At 72.8% G+C, this 15,681-nt stretch carries 14 protein-coding genes; 6 read left to right on the forward strand and 8 right to left on the reverse strand.

What is annotated here, in order from left to right:
- Positions 1-2: 2 nt before the first annotated feature.
- On the reverse strand, positions 3-1,205 hold the full coding sequence (locus tag RB150_05490; protein ID MDQ7819985.1) for a methyltransferase domain-containing protein: 1,203 nt from the start codon (positions 1,203-1,205) through the stop codon (positions 3-5).
- A 152-nt stretch (positions 1,206-1,357) separates the two neighbouring features.
- Between RB150_05490 and RB150_05495 the strand changes: the two genes are divergently transcribed.
- A complete protein-coding gene (locus tag RB150_05495) occupies positions 1,358-2,338 on the forward strand; it encodes an ornithine cyclodeaminase family protein (protein ID MDQ7819986.1) in 981 nt (326 codons plus the stop codon).
- 31 nt (positions 2,339-2,369) lie between these two features.
- Positions 2,370-3,878, forward strand: coding sequence for a leucyl aminopeptidase (locus tag RB150_05500; protein ID MDQ7819987.1), 1,509 nt, complete (start codon positions 2,370-2,372; stop codon positions 3,876-3,878).
- A 36-nt stretch (positions 3,879-3,914) separates the two neighbouring features.
- Here the strand turns inward: RB150_05500 and RB150_05505 are convergent, their stop codons facing one another.
- The 6 genes from RB150_05505 to RB150_05530 all read right to left on the reverse strand — a co-directional run bounded on the left by RB150_05505 (position 3,915) and on the right by RB150_05530 (position 10,985).
- Positions 3,915-4,574: an MBL fold metallo-hydrolase gene (locus RB150_05505; GenBank protein ID MDQ7819988.1), complete on the reverse strand. Its 660-nt coding sequence runs from the start codon at positions 4,572-4,574 to the stop codon at positions 3,915-3,917.
- A 41-nt stretch (positions 4,575-4,615) separates the two neighbouring features.
- Entirely contained in the window at positions 4,616-5,587 is a 972-nt protein-coding gene (locus RB150_05510) for a TGS domain-containing protein (GenBank protein MDQ7819989.1), read from the reverse strand.
- Between the two features lie 83 nt (positions 5,588-5,670).
- Entirely contained in the window at positions 5,671-6,795 is a 1,125-nt protein-coding gene (locus tag RB150_05515) for a mandelate racemase/muconate lactonizing enzyme family protein (GenBank protein ID MDQ7819990.1), read from the reverse strand.
- Between the two features lie 89 nt (positions 6,796-6,884).
- Positions 6,885-7,643: a coenzyme F420-0:L-glutamate ligase gene (gene cofE, locus RB150_05520; protein MDQ7819991.1), complete on the reverse strand. Its 759-nt coding sequence runs from the start codon at positions 7,641-7,643 to the stop codon at positions 6,885-6,887.
- 70 nt (positions 7,644-7,713) lie between these two features.
- On the reverse strand, positions 7,714-8,367 hold the full coding sequence (gene npdG, locus RB150_05525; protein MDQ7819992.1) for an NADPH-dependent F420 reductase: 654 nt from the start codon (positions 8,365-8,367) through the stop codon (positions 7,714-7,716).
- Between the two features lie 8 nt (positions 8,368-8,375).
- Complete coding sequence (locus RB150_05530) at positions 8,376-10,985, reverse strand: pitrilysin family protein (protein MDQ7819993.1); 2,610 nt, start codon at positions 10,983-10,985, stop codon at positions 8,376-8,378.
- Between the two features lie 150 nt (positions 10,986-11,135).
- Between RB150_05530 and RB150_05535 the strand changes: the two genes are divergently transcribed.
- Positions 11,136-11,972, forward strand: a complete 837-nt coding sequence (locus tag RB150_05535) for a crosslink repair DNA glycosylase YcaQ family protein (GenBank protein MDQ7819994.1) — start codon at positions 11,136-11,138, stop codon at positions 11,970-11,972.
- The gene (locus RB150_05540) at positions 11,969-13,057 is read left to right on the forward strand and encodes a DNA polymerase IV (GenBank protein ID MDQ7819995.1); all 1,089 of its coding nucleotides are present in this window, start codon (positions 11,969-11,971) and stop codon (positions 13,055-13,057) included. The genes RB150_05535 and RB150_05540 overlap by 4 nt, the downstream gene beginning before the upstream one ends.
- A gap of 32 nt (positions 13,058-13,089) precedes the next feature.
- On the opposite strand, the gene RB150_05545 is transcribed toward RB150_05540, so the two are convergent.
- The gene (locus RB150_05545; GenBank protein MDQ7819996.1) at positions 13,090-13,563 is read right to left on the reverse strand and encodes a redoxin domain-containing protein; all 474 of its coding nucleotides are present in this window, start codon (positions 13,561-13,563) and stop codon (positions 13,090-13,092) included.
- Positions 13,564-13,694: 131 nt separating this feature from the next.
- Here RB150_05545 and RB150_05550 point away from each other — a divergent pair, with 131 nt between their 5' ends.
- Positions 13,695-14,894, forward strand: a complete 1,200-nt coding sequence (locus RB150_05550; protein ID MDQ7819997.1) for an adenosylhomocysteinase — start codon at positions 13,695-13,697, stop codon at positions 14,892-14,894.
- A partial coding sequence (locus tag RB150_05555; GenBank protein MDQ7819998.1) for a magnesium transporter CorA family protein occupies positions 14,891-15,681 on the forward strand: 791 nt, incomplete at its 3' end. The genes RB150_05550 and RB150_05555, both read left to right, overlap by 4 nt.

A 15,681-nucleotide genomic window follows, 5' to 3' on the forward strand; every position in this document is an offset into this window, starting at 1 on the left:
CCCTAGTCGTCGGCCACGACCTTGTGGCCCACCACGACGACCCAGCGCTTGAGAAACGACGGCTGCGGCCAGCGGCGGTAGCCGATCTGGTCGCGGGCGGCCCGCGGGGCCCGGGCCAGGGTGTCCCTGACGGCCGCCTCGCGCACGGGGTCCGCGCCGGCCAGTGCCAGCCACCGGGACAGGGTCAGCCGGCGGGACACCTCCCGCACGCAGATCAGGCGCACCCCCCGCCCTTCCAGCAGGGCCACCCACCGCCGGGCCGGCAGGGCACGGGCGTGGCTGGGATCCCGGAGGACCTCGAGGGTCTCCATCAGGCACTCTCCGGCGGGGTCGTCGGGGGGCACCTGGTCGGCGATCCCCAGGCGACCGCCCGGGGTCAGGACCCGGAGCATCTCATCCACGGCGCGCGGCAGGTCAGCGAAGTGGTGTGGGGCGCGCCGGCAAGCCACCACCGTGAACGACCCGTCGGCAAATGGCAGGAGGTGGGCGTCGCCGGCGACCCAGTCCGCCCGCACCGCCAGGCGCCGGGCTTCGGCCAGCATGGCGGGGGTCAGGTCCACGCCGACCACCCGGCCCGCCCGATGTCCCAGCGCCGCCGCGGTGAACCCGGTGCCGGTAGCCACGTCCAGCACCCGGTCCCCGGGGCCGGGCCGCAGGTGCTCCAGCAGCAGGTCCAGGTCGGCGTCGGCGCGGTGGCTGCGGCTGCGGGCGTACGCCGGGGCCTGGCGGGCGAACTGCACGCTGGCCAGCTGCCCGCCGGATGTGAGATGCCTGACCCGGCGGACGATCTCGTCGCGGCGGGAGATCAACAGATCCCGCTGGTCCGGCCAGAACATCGGGGGCAGGTCGTCCAGGGGCACCCACTGCACGGCGGGGGCGGCGGTGTCCGCCCGGAGCACATACAGGAAGTAATAGGTGCGGTTCCACCACGTCCGCGTGACGTCCAGCCGCTCCCGGACGTCCAGCAACCCCGCCGGCACGAGCCCGCTCAGACCGGTCTCCTCGGACACCTCCCTCCCCGCCGCTTCCGGGAGGGTCTCCCCCGCCTCGACCGTACCCTTGGGCAGCGACCACAGCCCCAGGGGGCCCTCGCGGATGACCGCCACCTCGACACGCTCTCCGGCGGGGCGGGCCACCACGCCTCCGGCCTGCAGGCGCAGCGGGGCGCCCCGCGGGCGGCGGTACCAGCGCTCGTCGACCACCATGCGGCACGACCTCCTCCGCCACACGGTTCGCCGCAGACCCCGCTGCCTCCGCCCTGGGGGTCCGCGGGGGACCGGGGCGACCCGGCGGCGGAGGATCGGGCGGGGCGGCCCGCGGGAAGACCGCCCCCAGACGGCGAAATGGTGTCGGCGCCATGCCCCTGTTCCTGCGGGAGAGCGACATCGCCCGGGTCCTGGAGATGGACCGGGTCATCGCGGCCGTGGAGGAGGCCTTCGTGCTCCTGGGCCAGGGGCGCGCCCTCAACCGTCCCCGCCGGCGGGTGCAGAATCCCGACGGCTCGGTCCTGCACGTGATGTCGGCGGCCCTGCCGCCCCTGGGCGTGATGGGGCTGAAGGCCTACACCAGCGCCCCTTCGGGCACGCGCTTCGTCGGACTGCTGTACAGCACCGACACCGGCGAGCTGCTGGCGCTGATGGAGGCCACCCGCCTGGGCCAGATGCGCACCGGGGCGGCCAGCGCCGTGGCCACCCGCTACATGGCCCGGCCCGACGCCGGCTCCCTGGGAGTGATCGGTACCGGGTGGCAGGCCCGCGGCCAGGTGATTGCCATCAGCCGGGTGCGGCCGGTGGCCCTGGTCAAGTGCTACAGCCGCACCGCCGAGCGCCGGGAGCAGTTTGCGGCGGAGATGGTGGAGGAGCTGGGGGCGGAAGTGGTGGCGGTCGACTCGGCCCGCGACGCGGTGGACGGCGTGGACATCATCGTGACCGCCACCACCGCCCGGGAGCCGGTGCTGCTGGGCGAGTGGCTGCGACCCGGCGTACACGTGAACGCCATCGGGTCGAACTGGGCGCACAAGCAGGAGCTGGACGTTCCGGCCGTGTCCCGCTGTGACCGCATCGCCGTCGACGACCTGGAGCAGGCCCGCCAGGAAGCCGGCGACCTGATCGCGGCCGTGTCGGCCGGAGCGCTGGAGTGGGACAGGGTGACCGAACTGGCGCGGATCGTGGCGGGGCGGGAACCCGGGCGCGCCTCGCCCGACGAGGTGACGCTGTTCGAATCCCAGGGCATTGCCCTGGAGGATGTGGCCGCCATGAAGGTGGCCTACGAACGGGCGCTGGAGCTGGGAGTGGGAGAGGTTCTCTCCCGCCCGGCCGCCCCCGCCGGCGATCCGTAAGGGCGGAAAGGAGGGACGTTCCCTGGAGATCGTGGTCGTCCCCGGCGCCGCCGAATCGTTTCCGTGCGACGCCGTGGGGGTGGCGGTGTACGCCGGCCAGGCAGCCCTGCGGGGCGCTGCGGCCCGGGTGGACGCCGCCCTCGGCGGCGCGCTGGCCGCCGCCCTGGCCGAGGAGAAGTTCGAGGCCACGGCGGCCGCCACCCTGGTCCTGCACACCCACGGACGGATCCCCGCCCGCCGGATCATCGCCGTGGGCATGGGAGCGCCCGACGCGGTCACCGCCGAGACCGTGCGGCGGGCGTCTGCGGCCGTCGTTCGCCGGGCGGCCCAGGCCCACGCGGCACACGTGGCCCTGGCCGATGACGACATCCTCCCCGCCGACGCGGTCGGTCAGGCCCAGGCGGAGGGAGCCCTGCTGGGTGCGTACAGGTTCTCCCGGTACCGCCGGGACGACGGCGGCCGGGTCGACCGCCTCACCCTGCTGACCGCCGACACCGCCCGCCGGGACTCCCTGCAGGCGGGCGCCGACCGCGGCCGGATCTTCGCCGAGGCCACCCTCCTGGCCCGGGACCTGACCAACGAACCTCCCAACGCGCTGCCCCCTCCGGCGCTGGCGGACGTGGCCGCGCAGCTGGCGGCGCGGGCCGGACTGCGGTGCACCATCCTGGAGCCCGCGCAGATGCAGGAGCTCGGCATGAACGCCCTGCTGGCCGTGGCGGCCGGCAGCGACCACCCGGCGCGCCTGATCGTCCTGGAGTACGCGCCCGCCGACGCCCGCCGCACCGTGGCGCTGGTGGGCAAGGGCGTGTGCTTCGACAGCGGGGGCCTCAACCTCAAGCACCAGGATCTGGAGTGGATGAAGGCGGACATGGCCGGCGGGGCGGCGGTGATCGCCACCCTGCAGGCGCTGCCGGCCCTGCGGCCTCCCGTCCGGGTGGTGGGGGTGGTGCCGGCCGTGGAGAACATGCCCGGCGGCCGCGCCGTCAAGCCGGGCGACATCGTGCGGGCCAGCAACGGCACCACCATCGAGATCACCAACACCGACGCCGAAGGCCGGCTCATCCTGGCCGACGCCCTCGCCTACGCCGTCCGACAGCAGCCCGACGAGATCGTCGACCTGGCGACCCTCACCGGCTCGGCCATGGTGGCGCTGGGCTACCTGGCGGCGGCGATCATGGGCAACAACCAGGCGTTGGTGGACCGCCTGCTCCAGGCGGCGTCCCGGGCCGGGGAGCGGCTGTGGCAGCTGCCGCTGTACGACGAGTACCTGGAGGACATGCGCAGCCCGGTGGCCGACCTGCGGAACTCCGGCTCGTCCCGCTACGGGGGAGCGCAGAAGGGGGCCATCTTCCTGCGCGAGTTCGTGGGCGGGCGGCCCTGGGCGCACCTGGACATCGCGCCCACCGCCTTCCTGGAGAAGGAGGAGGGGACGGGCCCCTACCTGCCCAAAGGCGCCACCGGGTACGGCGTCCGGACCCTTTTATACTTCCTCAATCCACCCGATCTTCCCAATCTACCCGATCCGCCCCATCCGCTGTAGGGATCGGGGAGATTGAGACGATCGGGAGATTGACGGTCAGGGCGACATCACCCAGATCTCCTGCTCGGCGGGCAGGGCCTCGCGGCTGAGGATGGTGGAGTGCCCCACCTGCCGCACCCGGGTCTTGCCCCGCAGGAAGTCCTCCAGGGGGCCGATGGGCCAGTCTGTGTTGGCCGCCGTCTTGTAGTGCATGGGGATCACCACCCGCGGGGCGAGCTGCGCGATCACCGTGTCGGCTTCCTTCGGTCCGATGGTGTAGTATCCGCCCACGGGAATCATCAGGGCATCGGGCCGCCCGACGGCGGAGACCTGCTGCGGGGTGAGGGTGTGGCCCAGGTCACCCACGTGCACCACCCGCAGCCCCTCAGCCTCGAAGATGAAGATGGCGTTCTTTCCCCGCTCGGACCCGCCGCTGGTGTCGTGATGGCAGGGAACGGTGCTGATGCGCACCGGCCCCACCTGTTCGGCCACCTGCGCCCAGTCCCGGCCCTCCTCCCGCAGCCCCCGGATGATCCGGGGGGAGCCCTTGGCGACCCGCACGTGGTTGTGGTCGAAGTGCTCGTGGGAGACCGTGACCGCCGTGGGGCGCACGTCGGGGAGCGGGTAGCCGACCTGCTCGTTGAACGGGTCGATGAGAATCGACGTCTCATCGGACTCCAGCAGGAATGTGGCGTGCCCGTAGTACGTGAGCCTCATCGCCCTCCCCCCTTTTCCCTCTTCCCTCTTCCCTCTTCCCTCTACCAGTGCAGCTCGATGATGTCGCCATCCTCCAGGACGTGGTGGCGTCCCACCATCTGTCCCGAGAACTCGGTGCGCCCCCACAACCGGGCATACCGCAGGCGCGCGGCCAGCTCCTTGTGGATCGCCTCGGCGGCGTCCAGGACCGTCGCGCCCCGCCGCAGGATGAACGGGGCGCTGGTGTCCACCTTCCGCCCGGGCGGCTTGCTGTAGACCCGGATGACGCCCAGCAGCTGGAACAGGGCCTGGCGCAGCCCCTCCAACCCCGTCTCCTGCTCCGCCGACACCGGGATCACCGGCAGCGCCCCGCCCAGGTACTCTTCCACCAGGGCCAGGCGGGAGGCGGCGCCGGGGGCGTCCAGCTTGTTGGCCACCGCCAGCGCGCGGATCTCGCCCGGCTGGCGGGGTTCGCGGACCAGCCGGATCCGCGCGCGGGCCAGCAGGTCCCGCACCTGGTCGATCTGGGTCAGCACATCATCGGTCGCCAGGTCCACCACCAGGGCGGCGGCGTCGGCGGTGCGGATGATCCCGTACAGCCATCCCACGTCGAACTCCACGCTGACCGCCGGGAGGTCCACCAGCTGCACCTGCACGTTCTCGAAGGGCATCATTCCCGGCAGCGGGACCCGGGTGGTGAGCGGATAGGGCGCCACCTCCGGCGACGCGTTGGTCAGCGCCCGCAGGAGGGACGACTTGCCGGCGTTGGGCGGACCCACCAGCACCACCTGCCCGGCGCCCTCCCGCTCGATGTGGTAGAAGGGGCGGCCCCGGCCGGACGCGCGGCGCTGCTGCATCTGGGCGCGCAGCTTGGCAATGCGCCGCTTGATATCGGCCTGCATCTTCTCGGTGCCCTTGTGCTTGGGGATGGTGGCGAGCATCTGCTCCAGCGCCGCCAGTTTCTCCTCGGGCGTGGCGGCCGCCCGGAAGCGGCTCTCGGCATCGAGGTATTCGGGGGTGAGGTTCGCAGGCATCGCGTCGTCGGCCCCTCACCTCGCCCCCTCCCCGGCGGGAGAGGGGAGGCCAGTCGGTGCAGAGGGTGTCCGCGGTCCCGCCTCTATCTTACTTCAAACCGCTCCACCACCTCCGGGTCCAGGTCCAGACCCAATCCCGGCCGCCGCGGGACGTCGATCATGCCGTCCCGGGGCCGGGGGAAGGGCTCGGTGAACAGATCCCGCAGGGGGTTGGGGGCGAAGAAGTACTCGTAGGTCATCAGGTTGGGGACGCTGGCGGCCACGTGGAGGGCCGCCAGGTGGGAGACGCCGGCGGAAAAGCCCGTGTGGGGGGCGTAGCGCAGGTTGTGGGCGTGCACCAGCGCGCCGACCCGGCGCGCGGCGGTGAAGCCGCCCACCCGGGCCACGTCGGGCTGCACGATGTCCACCGCCCCCCGGCGGATCAGCTCCCGGAACCCGAACACGCCGAACTCGCTCTCCCCGGCCGCCACGGGAATGGGCTGGCCGGCCCGCACCCGGGCGTAGCCGTCCAGGTCGTCGGGGGGAACGGGTTCCTCGATCCACGCGATGTCCAGGTCGGCCAGCTGTCGGCAGACCGCGATGGCGGTGGCCGCATCGTAGGCGCTGTTGACGTCCAGCATGATGTCCACCCGCGGCCCCACCGCCTCCCGGATCGCCCGCACCGACTCCACATCCGCCCGGCGGCCCCCCAGCTCGGGCGGGCGGCCGATCTTGACTTTCACAGCCGTGTGGCCCGCGTCCACCTGCTGGACGGCCTGGGACACCATCTGCTCGATGTCGGCGAAATACACCGAGGACGCGTAGCAGGGGACCCGATCCCTCCCCGCGCCCTGCAGGACCTTGTACACCGGCAGCCCGGCCGCCTTGCCCAGGATGTCCCACAGGGCGATGTCCACACCGCTGATGGCTTCGAGGAGGAAGCCCCGGTAGTGGCCCCACCCCCGCAACTGGCGGAACATCTCGTCCCACACCCCCTCGGCGTCCTGAGGGTCGCGGCCCACCAGCAGCGGAGCCAGCAGGTGTTCCACCACGGCCCGGGTCACCTGGGGCGCGCGCCGCACGATACACTCGCCCACCCCGACCAGCCCGTCGTCGGTCCTCACCTCCACCAGCGTGGCCGCAAACGTGGGGAAGGCCCCGATCCCGAACTGCAGGGGAGTCGGCACTGTCGCCTGCAGCATGCGGCACCTGACGCTGTGGATTTTCATACCCTCTCTCCCTCGCGTGGCAGGGATCAGGAATCCGGGTTCAGAGATTCGGAGGTCCGACGGACGCCCGGCCTGCCTGGATCCCGCCGTTACCGGAACAGGTCCCTCTCCGCCGGCCGCACCAGGCGCGCGGCGGAGCCCCCGCCCGCCTGAGCCCGCCCTCCGCGGATCAGGACCACCGGGGTGCCCTCGGCCGCCTGACCCTGCAGGAGGCTGGCCACGCCCGCCAGCTCGTCGGCCACCGCCTCCACCGACGTCTGGAGGACGTAGCCGTAGCGGTCCTCGGCCCCCACGTAGCTGTACAGAGGGTCCAGTCCGGCGACCCCGATGGCCACGCCCACCGCTCCCTCGCGGAACGCGCGGCCGTGGGTGTCGTTGATCACGACCCCCACCGACGCCCTGAACCCTCGCATCAGAGCCTCCCGGACGGCCGCGGCCGAGGCGTCGGGATCCCGGGGCAGTGTCGTCACCCACTGGGGTCCCAGCCCCACGTTGCTGTGGTCCACCCCGGCGTTGGCGCAGATGAAACCCAGGCGGTGCTCGCAGATGATCAGCCCGGGCCGCACCCGCAGCACCGCCCGGGACTCGTTGAGGATCACCTGGCACAGCCGGGGATCCTTGCGGGCCACGTCGGCCAGCGTCCGGGCCTGCGGCCCGGGGGCGACCTCGTCCAGGTTCACCACGCTGCCCTCGGCCTTGGAGACCACCTTCTGGGCAACCACCACCACGTCGCCGTCCACCGGACGCAGACCGCAGGAACGCAGGACGTCCACCACCAGGCCCGGCAGGTCCATCCCCGGGCGGACGTCGGGAAACCCGTGCGGAGCCCACGCCGTCAGGGAACGCATATCAACAGACTACGTTGGAGGACGAAGGTTGAAGGGAACAAGAATAATGTCTTTCTCAACCTTCAACCTTTTAACCTTCGACGTCTCTCTCACCAGCGTCCTCCAGTCCCACGATCCGCACGCCGAGGTCCCGGCGGCGGTACCGCCGGTTCAGGTTCAGCAGAAGCAGGGCCAGCATCTCCAGCGTCCGGGCAGCGGACAGCCCACCCGCGTCCACGGGGCGGGCTCCCAGAGCGCGGACCAGCCGTTCCACCGCCTCCTTGGCGGACGGGTCGTCGCCGCAGAGGAGCACGTCCCCCCGCAGCGGCCTGCGACGGTCCGCCAGCAGATGCGCGCTGACGGTGTGGAAGCCGGCCACCACCCGCGCCGCGGGCACCAGGGCCTGGGCGTCCTGGGCGGCGGACCCCGCCTCCGGGCAGGCCAGCTCCCGCGAGTCCAGCAGGGGAACGGTGGTGTCCAGCAGGATCTTGCCCGCCAGGACGTCGGCCAGAGCCAGCAGAGTCTGGCGGTGGGCGGCAAACGGCACCGTCAGGACGACCACATCCGCCGCAGCCGCCGCCGCGCGGTTGTCGGCCCCGGCCGCCTCGGACAGTCCCGCCGCCCGGGCCGCCTCCCGGGCCCGGGCCGGATCGCGCGACCCGATGAGCACCGGCACGCCGGCCTGCGCCCACCGGGCGGCCAGCCCGCGGCCCAGGCGCCCGGTCCCTCCCACGATGGCCACCACCGGCCCGTTCACGGCGGGAGCGGGGGGCCGGCGACGGCGACCGCGCACGCGTCGGGCGAAAACGCCCGCGCCGCGCGCACGACCGCCTCGGCATCGACGGCGCCGATGATCTGTGGGTAGCGCACCAGGTAGTCCAGCCCCAGACCGAACAGTTCGATGTCTGCCAGGACCTGGGCGATGCCGGCCAGGGTCTCCAGGCGGACTGCCAGCGACCCGATCAAGAACTGCCGGGCATCGGCCAGTTCCTCGGGATCGGGACCGTCGCGTTGGAACCGTCGGATCTCCGCCAGGATGGCCTCCAGGGCGGCCTGCTCGTTGGCCGGGTTGACGCCCGCCCGCACCAGCCACGGTCCCGCCAGCAGGCCCGCCCGCAGCTCGCTGAAGGCGTAGTAGGCCATCCCCTGCTGCTCCCGCACGCGCTCGCCCAGCCGCCCCATCAGTCCCAGCTGGCCGAGGATGAGGTTGGCCACCATCGTCTCGTAATAGGCGGGATCGGTGCGGGCGATGCCGGGCACGCCGACCGCAAGGTCCGATTGCACCTTCCCCGGCATCCGCTGCTCGGCACGTCGCGGCCCGCCAGCGGCCGGTGGGGGGACGGCCGGCGGCTGCCAGGAGCCGGATGGCAGCCACCCCTCCAGCAGCCGGTGCAGCAGGTCCACCACCTCGCCGGCGCGGCAGTCTCCGACCACGGCCAGGACCGCGCCGTCGGGACGGAACCGCAGGCGGTGAAAACAGGCCACGTCGTCCCGGGTGATGGCCTCCACCGCCGCCTCCTCGCCGTCGGGGACCCGCCGCTGGGGGTGTCCGGGAGGGTACAGCAGCGCCCGCAGCAGCCGCTCGGCCACATGGCGGGTGTCCTGCAGGCTCACCCGCAGGGCCGTGAGCAGCTCTCCGCGGACCTTCTCCACCTCGTCGGCGGGAAACGTGGGGGCGGTGAGGATCTCGGCGAGGGCCGGGAGCACCGTCGGCACATCCTCGGCCAGCACCCGCAGACCTACCGAGACGGTCTCCAGGTCGGCCCGCACGCTCAGCCCCGCGCCCAACCCGTCCAGCAGTTCGGCCAGCCCCTGGGACGTCCACGATCGCGTCCCCCGGGAGAGCATGGCGGCCGCAAAGCGCGCCAGGCCCGGGCGGTCGCCGTCACACATCGCTCCCGCCCGCACATACCCCTGGACCGCCACCGACCCGCTGCCGGGCACGTCCCGCACCAGGACCGCCGCCCCCGAGGGCAGCGCGACCCGGGTCACCGCGTCGGGAGTGATGGGCGGCGTCGCCACGCCGGCCTCGGGGTCCGTGCGGTGGAACACCGCCGGGCGGGCCGCCGGCACGGGGCCCGCCGCCACGGCGGGCTCGGGCAGGTACCACCCCGTGGTCCGCGCGCGGTCGGTGAAGTAGGTGGCGGCCACCCGCATCACGTCCTCGGCGGTGACGGCGTCGATGCGGGACAGCAGCGTCAGGAACGCGTCGGCGGTGTCCACCAGGGCAAACGCCCCCAGGGCCAGCGCCTGCCGGAAGACGCCGTCGCGGCTGTAGACGAACTGGGCCCGGGCCTGCTTTTTCGCCCGCGCCAGTTCGTCGGGGGTCACCGGCTCCGCCGCCAGACGGGCGACCTCCTCCCGCACCCGGTCCTCCACGGCCGCCACGTCCACCCCCGCCCGGGCCGTGGCCGTGATGCGGAACAGGGTGGGGTCGAGGCTGGGAATGAGGGAGGAGCTGACCTCGCTGGCCAGTCCGGTGTCCACCAGGGCGCGATACAGGCGGCTGCTGCGCCCTCCCGAGGGCTGGTCAAACGGCACCAGGCTCTTGAAACCCGACAGGATCCCATCGGCCACCAGCAGGGCCGGCAGGTCCGGGTGGGAGGCGGCCGGGGCGTGGAAGGCCACGTGCAGGTAGGCGGTGGCCCCGCCCGGGCGGCGCAGGACGACCCGGCGCTCACCTTCCTGGCGCGGCTCGCGGGCCCGCACGGGGGGAGGCGGCGGGCCCGGCGGCAGGGGCTCAAAGGCGCGGCGGATGCTCTCCAGAGCCTGGCGCTCCTCGCACGCGCCGACCACCACCACCACGGCGTTGTTGGGGTGATAGTAGGTGCGGTAGTGGGCCACCAGGTCGTCCCGGCTGATGGCCCGCAGGTCCTCCTTCCACCCGATGACCGGGATGCGGTAGGGGTGGACCTTGTGGGCGGCGGCGTCCACCTCCTCCCGCAGCAGGTAGGCGGGGAAGTTCTCGCTGCCCTCCCGCTCGGAGATGATGACGGTGCGCTCCCGCTCCACCTCCTCCGGGTCGAACACGGTGTGGGCCATCCGGTCGGCCTCCATGGCCACGACCTCCTCCAGATGGCCGGCGGGCAGCACCTCGTGGTAGGCGGTGTAATCCTTCCAGGTGAAGGCGTTCCAGCGGCCTCCCAGGCGGTCAATGAGGCGGGTCAGGACGGTCCGGGGCCGGGCGGGCGTGCCCTTGAACAGCATGTGCTCGACCCAGTGGGAGATGCCCGTGAGCCCCGGAACCTCGTTGCGGCTGCCGACCCGGTACCACACCCACAGGGTGACCACCGGAACCGTATGCTGCTCCCAGATGAGGACGGTGAGGCCGTTACCGAGGGTGTACGCGCGCGGTCCAGACATGGGACGCTCCATCCTCCGCCCGGTCAGGCCCGGGCAGGCGCAGGCACCAGTGTAGCAGCCGTGTCCAGGAGCTGCCTACCCCGGCGGCGTGGCGGGCGCCAGGACTGGACGGGCCGGCGCGGAGAAGGGAAGGGGTGGGGTTCTCTGGCCGTGCCCGGCCGCGTGGTCGTGACCGCCGCGCAGATCCGCCGCTACCGCGCCGCCCTGCGGGCCCGGTACCGGGTGGGCGACCGGCGGGCGGCCCTGGCGTTCGTCAACGCGGTGGGATTCTGCTACGCATTCACCGCCGGCCCCGGCGGCCTGCCGGGCCTGTTCGACGTGCTGGCGACCCGCAGCGTGGACCGCATGTGGGAGTGGGCGTGGCGGTGGAAGGACGAGTTGGCCACCGCCCGCCGCCTGTATTACGGCCGGGTCCTGCGCCGCAAGCCCACCTACATCTCGCTGGAATATCTCCCCCACTTCTACGCGCTGAGCGGCAACGTGGGCGAGCCCGACGACTGCCTCCAGGCCTACCGGGAGGGGCGGCTGAGCCGACTGGCCGCCGACGTGTACGCCTACCTGGCCGAGCGCGGGCCCTGCGACACCTGGACCCTGCGCCGGCAGTTCGTGGGCCGCGGGCCGGGAGGAGCCCTCCATCGGGCGCTGGCCGACCTGCAGGCGCAGTTTCTCATCAGCAAGGTGGACGAGCGCGCCGACGGATCCTACAGCTTTGTCTGGGACATCTTCAGCCGGTGGCTTCCCCAGGTGCCCGAGGCCGCGTCCCGGATTGCGGCCGCCGACGCCGCCGCGGCGGTGCTGCGCCGGTACCTGCAGACCGTCGGCGCCGCGCCCCCGGCCGAGGTGCGGGCGCTGTTCGGGTGGAGTCCCCGCCTGCTGGACGACGCCCTCGCCCGCGGGGAGATCGCCGGCGAGGCGGAGGTGGACGGGCAGCCGGCGCTGGCCCACCCCGCCCTGCTGCGGTGGGCGGCGCGGAGACGCTCCCGGTGAGCCGCACCATCCTCCACGTGGACATGGATGCCTTTTTCGCCGCCATCGAGCAGCAGCGGCGGCCGGAGCTGCGCGGCCGGCCGGTGGTGGTGGGCGGGTCCGGCGACCCCCGGAGCCGGGGGGTGGTGTCCACCGCGTCCTACGAAGCGCGGGCCTTCGGCATCCACTCGGGCATGCCCCTGCGGGTCGCCTACCGCAGGTGTCCCCACGCCGTCTTCCTGCCGGTGGACATCGAGACCTACGCGGCCTACTCCGAGACCATCATGGCCATCCTCCGGGAGTACACGCCGCTGGTGGAGCCCCTCTCCCTGGACGAGGCCTTCCTGGACGTTTCCGGCCATCCCGACCCGCGGGCGCTGGCCGAGGAGATCCGGACGCGCATCCGGCAGCAGACGGGGCTGACGGCCTCCATCGGCATCGGCCCCAACAAGCTCCTCGCCAAGATCGCTTCAGGCCTGCGCAAGCCCGACGCGGTCACCGAAATCCGCGCCGAGGAGGCCGAGCGGGTGCTCGCTCCCCTCCCGGTGACGGCCCTGTGGGGAGTGGGTCCCAAGACGGCCGCCCTGCTGGAGCGCGAACTGGGCGTGCGCACGGTGGGCGACCTGCAGCGGGTGTCTCCGCAGACGCTGGCCGAGCTGCTGGGCCCCCGCCGGGCCGAGGAGCTGGCCCGCGCCAGCCGCGGGGAGGACTACAGCCCGGTGGTCACCCACTGGGAACCGCGCTCCGTCGGCCGCGAGGTCACCTACCAGCGGGACGTGCGGCGCCGCGAGATCCTGGAACGCACCCTCGGCCGGCTGGCGGAGGAGGTCGCCGCGGACCTGCGGTCGCAGGGCTACCGGGCCCGCACGGTGACGGTGAAGATCCGCTACCACGACTTCCGCACCCACACCCGCGCGCTGACCCTGCCGCAGCCCACCGACGACCCCGAGCAGATCGCCGCCACCGCCCGCGGGCTGCTGGACCGGTTCACCCTGGACCGCCCGGTGCGGCTGGTGGGCGTGCGGACATCGGGGCTGGTCAAACAATCTGCGCAATCTACTCGATCTGCGCCATCTGTCCCGAATTCTCTCAACCAGTCAGATTGAGTGGATCGCGTAGATTGCGCAGATGGCGTAGATTATGCAGCTCGCCTGACCGCCTCCGCCACCTCGTCGTAGTCGGGCTCCACGGCGGGATTGTCGGACACCCACCGGTAGACCACGGTGCCCGTCCGGTCCACCACGAACACCGAGCGCTTGGCCACCCCCGGCAGCAACCCTCCGGCAAAGTGCGGATCCTCGATGCCGAAGGCCCGCACGGCCTGCCGGGTGAAGTCCGACAGCAGCGGAAAGGTCAGCCCGTTCTGGTCGGCAAAGGCCTTCTGGGCGAACGGGCTGTCCACGCTGATGCCGATGACCTGCGCCCGCATCCCGGTGAACCGGGCGAGGCTGTCCCGGAACGTGCACATCTCCCGGGTGCAGGTGCTGGTGAACGCGCCCGGGAAGAACGCCAGCACCGTGGGCCTGTCGATCAGCTCGCGGAGCCGGACCGCCTTGCGGTCGGCACTCACCAGCGTGACGTCGGGGATCTGCTGTCCCACCTCGACCGTCATCGGATACGTCCCTCCCGTCGCCGATCCCGCACCGCCCTCGGCCGGATCCGGCGCCGTCTGTTCGTGGCAGTCGGCCCCATTGTAGCACGGCAGGAGCGCCCGCCCGGCGGGCGAACACTGTGGCGGAACCCATGGGTCAGCACCTGCGGCCCCAGCCGGAACCGGCCGGGGCGCCCTTCCCGCCGGACGTGGATGTCTCCCTGGCCTCCTCCGTGGATGCGGAGCTGCCCTGGCTGTGGCGGCATATCCCGCTCACCCGCCGGATCGCCGCGGACCTGCGGGGTCTGGCGGGGCGATCCCTGTGCCTGAACATTCACCTGGACATCAAGATGGCCCCGGTGGTGGACGCCCTGGTCGCCGCCGGGGCCCGGGTCGTGGTCCTGGGCTGCAACCCCCACACCACCCGCGACGCCGTGGTGGCCTGGATGGTCCGCCGGGGCGCCGAGGTGCGCGCCCGCGCCGGCATGGCGGAGAGCGATCGCCAGGCGGCCATCCGCTGGGCCCTGGGCCAGGAGTGCGAGTTCGTCAGCGAGATGGGCGGGGACGTCCTGCTGGCCGCCGCCGGGGACTCCCGCGCCGCCCGGTCGCTGCGGGCGGGAATGGAGGCCACCGGGACCGGCATCGCCCGCCTGCAGGGGGTGGCGCTGTCCGTGCCGGTCTTCAACTGGGACGGGCTGACCCTCAAGCAGGGCCTGCACAACCGCCACCTGGTGGGCCTGATGGTGTGGGCCACGTTCCTGCAGGTCACCCTGCTGACGCTGTACGGGCGCACCGTCCTGGTGGTGGGCTACGGCCTGGTGGGCCAGGGGCTCGCCGACTACGCCCGCCGGCTGGGCGCCCGGGTGCTGGTCTGCGAGCTGGACCCGGTGCGCGCCCACCTGGCCCGCCACCACGGCTGCGAGGTGGTGTCCCTGGACGAGGGGCTGGCCCGGGCGGACGTGGTGGTGACCGCCACGGGCCGGGAGAAAGTCATCTCCACGCCGCAGTTTCCCCTGCTGCGGGAGGGGGCGCTGCTGCTCAACGCCGGCCACTCCACCCTGGAGCTGGACGTGCCCGCCCTGCGGGCGCACCCCACCCGGCGGATCCGGCCGCACGTCGAGGCGGTGGAGCTGGGCGGCCGCACCGTGTACCTGCTGGCCGAAGGAGCCATGTTCAACCTGGCGGCGGGCCCCGGCGACCCCTACGACGCGTTCGACCTCACGTCGGCGCTGATGCTGGCGGGCATCGAGTACATGGTCGCCCACCACCAGGACTTCCCTCCCGGGCTGCACCTGATGCCCGCCGAGGTCGAGCGCCGGGTGGCCGCCCTGGCCGCGGAGGCCATCCGGTGAGGGTCACCGTCTACCGGACCGATCGCGTCGAGGAGGACCCGCGCCGACCGCTGGCTGATCTGCTGGCCGCGCCCGACGGCGTGGTGTGGGTGGATATGATCGGTCCGCAGGAGGCCGACGTGCGGGTCCTGCGGGAGGTCTTCGGCTTTCACCCGCTGGCCGTGGAGGACGCCCTCAAGCAGCGGCAGCGCCCCAAGCTGGAAGCGTACGACGGCTACCTGTTCCTCACCGTCCACGCCCTCCGCCCGGGACGGGAGCGCGCGGGCCTGAGCTGGGACGAGGTGGACATCTTCGCCAGCTCCCGGTATGTGGTGACCGTCCACCCCCGCCCGGTGGCGGCTCTGGACGAGGCCCGGGCCCGGCTGGACCACGCCCCCGCCACCGACCGCGCGGCGGCCGACTACATCCTCTACGCCCTCCTGGACTGCGCCGTGGACACCTACTTCCCCGCCCTGGACCGTCTGGAAAGCGTCCTGGAGCGGCTGGAAGATCAGCTGTTCCGACGCCCCGGCCCCCGCACCCTGGACGAGATCGTGGCCTGCAAGCGCAGCCTGCTGCACCTGCGCCGGATGGCGGCGCCGCTGCGCGATCTGGTCTCCAGCCTGGCGCACCACCCGCTGGTCCGGCCCCAGACGGCGCTGTACCTGCGGGACGTCTTCGATCACCTGCTGCGCATCACCGAGGCCGTGGACACCCATCGGGACCTGATCGCCGGTTCCCTGGACGTGTACCTGTCCGCGGCCAGCAACCGGCTGAACGAGGTGATGAAGGTCCTCACGATGATCAC

It is taken from the genome of Armatimonadota bacterium (assembly GCA_031081675.1).
GTDB lineage: Bacteria > Sysuimicrobiota > Sysuimicrobiia > Sysuimicrobiales > Kaftiobacteriaceae > Calidihabitans > Calidihabitans tengchongensis.

Excerpts from the sequence above, each read along its gene's own strand:
- RB150_05550 (MDQ7819997.1), top strand. The coding sequence starts at position 13,695 with ATGGGTCAGCACCTGCGGCCCCAGCCGGAACCGGCCGGGGCGCCCTTC.
- RB150_05510 (MDQ7819989.1), bottom strand. The coding sequence starts at position 5,587 with ATGCCTGCGAACCTCACCCCCGAATACCTCGATGCCGAGAGCCGCTTC.
- RB150_05495 (MDQ7819986.1), top strand. The coding sequence starts at position 1,358 with ATGCCCCTGTTCCTGCGGGAGAGCGACATCGCCCGGGTCCTGGAGATG.
- RB150_05545 (MDQ7819996.1), bottom strand. The coding sequence starts at position 13,563 with ATGACGGTCGAGGTGGGACAGCAGATCCCCGACGTCACGCTGGTGAGT.
- RB150_05505 (MDQ7819988.1), bottom strand. The coding sequence starts at position 4,574 with ATGAGGCTCACGTACTACGGGCACGCCACATTCCTGCTGGAGTCCGAT.
- cofE (MDQ7819991.1), bottom strand. The coding sequence starts at position 7,643 with ATGCGTTCCCTGACGGCGTGGGCTCCGCACGGGTTTCCCGACGTCCGC.
- RB150_05530 (MDQ7819993.1), bottom strand. The coding sequence starts at position 10,985 with ATGTCTGGACCGCGCGCGTACACCCTCGGTAACGGCCTCACCGTCCTC.
- RB150_05515 (MDQ7819990.1), bottom strand. The coding sequence starts at position 6,795 with ATGAAAATCCACAGCGTCAGGTGCCGCATGCTGCAGGCGACAGTGCCG.
- RB150_05490 (MDQ7819985.1), bottom strand. The coding sequence starts at position 1,205 with ATGGTGGTCGACGAGCGCTGGTACCGCCGCCCGCGGGGCGCCCCGCTG.